4 protein-coding genes are annotated in these 4,458 nt (G+C 71.2%); 3 read left to right on the top strand and 1 reads right to left on the bottom strand.

Annotated elements, in window-relative coordinates; genetic code table 11:
* Positions 1 to 216 (top strand): hypothetical protein (locus tag GWK61_RS53015; RefSeq protein WP_194921900.1); only part of this gene is annotated, 216 nt, incomplete at its 5' end.
* Between the two features lie 211 nt (positions 217 to 427).
* Complete coding sequence (locus tag GWK61_RS53010; RefSeq protein WP_194921898.1) at positions 428 to 2,989, top strand: protein kinase domain-containing protein; 2,562 nt, start codon at positions 428 to 430, stop codon at positions 2,987 to 2,989.
* Positions 2,990 to 3,001: 12 nt separating this feature from the next.
* Here the strand turns inward: GWK61_RS53010 and GWK61_RS53005 are convergent, their stop codons facing one another.
* The gene (locus GWK61_RS53005; protein ID WP_194921896.1) at positions 3,002 to 3,685 is read right to left on the bottom strand and encodes a rhomboid-like protein; all 684 of its coding nucleotides are present in this window, start codon (positions 3,683 to 3,685) and stop codon (positions 3,002 to 3,004) included.
* An 86-nt stretch (positions 3,686 to 3,771) separates the two neighbouring features.
* Between GWK61_RS53005 and GWK61_RS53000 the strand changes: the two genes are divergently transcribed.
* Positions 3,772 to 4,458: M50 family metallopeptidase (locus tag GWK61_RS53000; RefSeq protein WP_194921902.1), on the top strand; the 687-nt coding region annotated here is incomplete at its 3' end.

The following is a 4,458-nucleotide window of genomic DNA, read 5'->3' as shown; positions in this document are numbered from 1 at the left end:
GAGTGCGGGGCGGTGGTCGGGACGGAGGCCGAGGCGGCTTTCGAGGCGTACCGGGGGCGGTTCCCTTCGTTCGGGGGCGATCCGGAGGTGCGGGCCGCTTATCTCGCGGGGACCGGCGCGGCGAGTTTGTACCGGTTGCGGGTGGCGCGGCTGCGGCTGGTGGACGAGCCACACCTCGGACGGCGTAACTATCTGGAGCTCAGGGTGCTGAGGTAAGGGGCGGCGGTCGGGGTTTTTCGGGCGTTCTTCGGGGCGTTCGCTGTGGCGTTCACTATGACGTTCTCGGAATGTTTTCCGGGCGCGTTCGGGGTCTCGCACACGCTCGGCGGAGCTGACGTCACTGTGGGTGCTTCGCGGCCGAGGTCTGTGACGTGCCTCTTCTTTCAGACGTTGTGGTTGCGGCCCGCAATCAGGTAAACAGGCCTGCGTGAGGAACGGGCTGGTCGAGGGCGTGTCGCTGCGCGCGGTGCTGCGGGAGTCAGAAGCGATGACGCCGGAGGCCGCGGCCTCGGTGCTCGCCGGAATGCTGGTGACGCTGGCCGTGGTGCACGGCGACGTGCGCCCGGAGCACGTGCGGGTGAGCGGCTCGGGCGGCATCGCCCTGACCGATTTCGCCGGCCCGAGCCCGCGTTTCGTCCCGAACACACCGACTTATCTGGCACCCGAACGTCTCCGGGGCGAGCCGGCGAGCGCGGCCGGCGACGTGTTCAGCGCCACCGCGGTGTTCTTCGAGTGCCTGACGAACGAGAGCACCTTCGTCGCCGCGACCCGCGACGATCTTGAGGCGCTGTACGAGTACGCGGAGATCATCGCGGAGTTCGCGCCGCCACAGCTCAGTCCTTTGGTACAGCGCGGGCTGGCGATGCACCCGAGCCGCCGGCCGAGCAGCCCGCACGAGTTCCTGGACGAGGTCACGACGGCCGTCACGGCGGCGTACGGGCCGGACTGGCAGCAGCGCGGGCAGGCGATGCTGAGCGAGTGGGCCGCGGCGGCCGCGCGGACGGAGGGCGTGGAGCTGGCGGTGCCGCCGGCGCGCGCCGAGTCGCTGCGGGCGGTGGCGGAGGCGGCCGAGGCGGCTGCGGCTGCGGCTGCGATGGAAGCACCGCCGGTCGGCGAGCCGATCGATGAAGCGCTGTTGGGGCTCGGGGACGAGGACACAGGGGTTGGCGTCGAGGCAGAGGAGATGTCGCCGCCGATCGGGGAGCCTATTGACGCGGCGTTGCTGGTGCCGGGGGACGACGAGGGTTCTGGTGGTGACGACTCCGGTGGCGAAGTCGCTGCGGAGGAACCGGTCGAGCCCGAGACTGTGCCGGCGGAGGAGATCGCGCCTGAGCCGGTGAGCACGACTGCGGCCGAGGACTCCGAGGACCCCGAGGACCACGACTGGTTCAGCCGGACGAGCAAGGCCGGTTCGGCGACCGTCGGTGAGGTGCCGGGCCCTGAGGGCGACGTGCTGACGTCGTTCGACGGTGCGCGTGCGGGACGGTCGGCCGAATCGGCGCCGACCGACTTCACGCCTACGGGATTCGACGTGTTCGCCGACCGGTCGGGGGGATCGGCGGCGGAGGTCGCGGCCGAGCCGGTGAGCGGGCACTGGGACGAGCCCGAGGTGGCGCACGATGAGCCGGTCGACGTGCCGGCCGCACCTGAAGAGCCGGATGTCGAAGCCTCCGGTGTCGAGGACTCCGACGAGGCCGAGGATGCCGACGCCGAGTCGGAGTTCGAGCCGCCGATGGAGGACAGCGAGCTTTTCGCGGCATTCGACGCGTTCTCTCCGCCGGCTGCTGTTGAAGACACACCTGTCGCCGAGGAGCCTGAGGAAGCGAGCGCCGAGACCTCTGCCGCAGTCGCGGAGCCCGTGGCAGCGAGCGCCGAGCCGCTGCCGAAGCGCGATCCGTTCGCGGGACTCGGTATCGAGACGCTCGCGGCTGCGTCGTTGCTCCAGGAAGGCAGCGGCCCGGCCACGACCGAGGTCGCAGCCGAGCCTGAGCCTGAGTCCGAAGCCGAGCCCGAAGCCGAGGCTGAGTCCGAGTCCGAGTCTGAGGCTGAGTCCCCCGAACCCGAACCCGACTCCACCTCCAACGCCGACTTCGAAGACGACTGGGTCTTCCCCACGAAGCCCAGCCCCAAGGCGCCGCGCTCGCTCTCCGCGTTCGCCGTGAGCCTGCCGAGCCTGCCGCGGCCGACCGAGGCCGAGGAGCCGGCGCCGCCCGTACAGACCAGCGCGCCGGACAACTGGTTCCGTCCGGGCGTGGCCGAGGCTGTGGGGGTCGACGCCGATCACACCCGGGTGATGAACCCGGATCGGGACAACACCATCGAGGCCGAGGCCACGCGGACTCTCGACGAGGTGCCCGCGGAGGTCGCCTCGGCCGCGTCCGCGGCTTCGGCGGCCTCGGCCAAGGCTGCCGGGGAGAGTGGCACGGCTGGTGACGGCGGTGGCCGCGTCGTGGATATCGACGACATCGACGACGTCGACGACGACGAGTTCGACGGGCCCGGCGCACCCGGAGGCCCTCGGCGCAAGACGCTCATCGGGGCGGTGACCACGGCCGTGTTGCTCGTCGCCGGTGCCGCCGCGGTGGTGTTGGGCGGCGGGTCGGGGAACTCTCCGCAGGGGACGAGCGGGACGCCCACCGAGTCGTCGTCGACGAGTGCGCCGTCGCCGACCGACGTGCCGTCCACGCCGGTCGGGACCAGCACCGGCTCCGGCAGCACGTCGACCTCCAACACGCCGAGCTTCCGGCATACGACGTCGCACAGCCGGAGCCGCACCTCCTCCCCCACCACGACCACGCACTCGTCCAGCGACGAGACGCCGACGCACAGCTCCTCCAGCGGGACGCCGACAGACCATCCGACCTCGTCCACGCCCTCGACGACGCCGACCAGCAGCACCACGACGTCTCCGACGCCGACCTGCACCGTGGGCATCCTCGGGATCTGTGAGTCCCCCAGCACCACTCCGAAGCCGCAAGGGGCCAACTAGCCAAGAGGTCAACTAGCCGAGCGGCCGCTCGCCGAACGGCGGCGTCGCCACCAGCCCCCACCACCGCCACCCGCGCGCCATCGGCGACGGCTGCCCCCGCACGAGCGGGTAGCAGCCCAGCCCGACCAGCACGGCCGTGAAGTGCCCCACGTCCGTGAACGTCCGGCCCCGCACCATCGCCACGCCGTAGAACACCAGTACGCATCCGGCGTACACCCACCGCATCCACCCGCGCGGCCACCAGTACGCCAGGACCGCGACGATGCCCGCCAGCGCGTAGCTGACGCCGTAGTCGAGCGTGTAGCGCATGCGGCCGGGCACCGAGTTGGTGTGGATCGCCCAGGCCAGCACCCCTTCGCTCACGTACGTCGCCAGCACGTGGCAGGTGAACGCGATACCCAGCCAGCGCCAGGTGCCCAGCCAGCGCTCGGCCTGGGCGTGGAACAGCGTGTAGAGCGCGAAGTAGAACAGCCAGCTGCCGCCGTCGATGTACAGGGCCGACTGGATCAGGACGCGGACCGGGTCCTCAAGGAGGTAGTGGATGTTCGTGCTGCGGCGTTCCAGGATCCAGTGCGCGGTGCGCGGGCTGACGTGCTTGAGGATCGCCGTCGTGATCAGCAGGATCAGCAGCCAGGAGTAGGTGCCGGGGGCGCTGCGGACGTACCTGTGCACGCCCCGCGCCGCCCGGTTCAGCATTCCCCAAGCGTCACCGGCGCGTCACAGCCGTGTCCCGACGGGTACCGCCGAACGGGCGAATCGTGGGAGGCTGCGTGGCCGTGAGCATGAGCATTTCCAACCTGGACGACGTCTGGCACCGCGTGACCGGCACCCAGCCCGATCCGCCACGCAACCTGATCCTCGCGGTCGGCGCGGCGGCCCTGGTGGCGGTGCTGTGGCGGCCGGTGTGGCGGATAGCGCGCAACACCGTGACGATCGCGCACGAGGGCGGGCACGCCGTCGTGGCGCTGCTGTGCGGGCGGCGGCTGTCCGGCGTGCGGCTGCACCACGACACCTCCGGCGTCACGGTCTCCTACGGCAAGCCACGCGGCCTGGGCATGATCCTCACGGTCGCGGCCGGCTACACCGCACCGAGCCTGGTCGGGCTGGGCGGCGCCTGGCTGCTGGCGGCGCAGCACATCACGATGCTGCTGTGGGTGAGCGTGCTGCTGCTGGCGCTGCTGCTGGTGGAGATCCGGAACTTCTACGGCGTGCTCACGGTGGTCCTCACCGGCGGCGCGGTGTTCGCCGCGTCGTGGACGAAGAACACGGACGTGCAGGCCGGGTTCGCGTATCTGATGGTGTGGTTCCTGCTGCTGGCCGGGGTGAAGCCGGTGCTGGAGCTGAGCCGGACGCGCAAGCGGTCCGGGGCCCGGGACTCCGACGCCGACCAGTTGCACCGGCTGACCGGGTTTCCGGCCGGGGGGTGGCTGTTCTTCTTCGCGGTGGTGGCGCTGGGGTGTGCGGTGGCC

The sequence above is a fragment of the Catenulispora rubra genome, assembly GCF_015356825.1.
Taxonomy (GTDB): domain Bacteria; phylum Actinomycetota; class Actinomycetes; order Streptomycetales; family Catenulisporaceae; genus Catenulispora; species Catenulispora rubra.
The sequence above is the reverse complement of the archived record's forward strand: the minus strand, read 5'-3'. Positions and strand labels throughout refer to the sequence as shown.

Bases quoted from the DNA above. Each gene is read 5' to 3' on its own strand.
- GWK61_RS53005 (WP_194921896.1), bottom strand. From the start codon at position 3,685: ATGCTGAACCGGGCGGCGCGGGGCGTGCACAGGTACGTCCGCAGCGCC.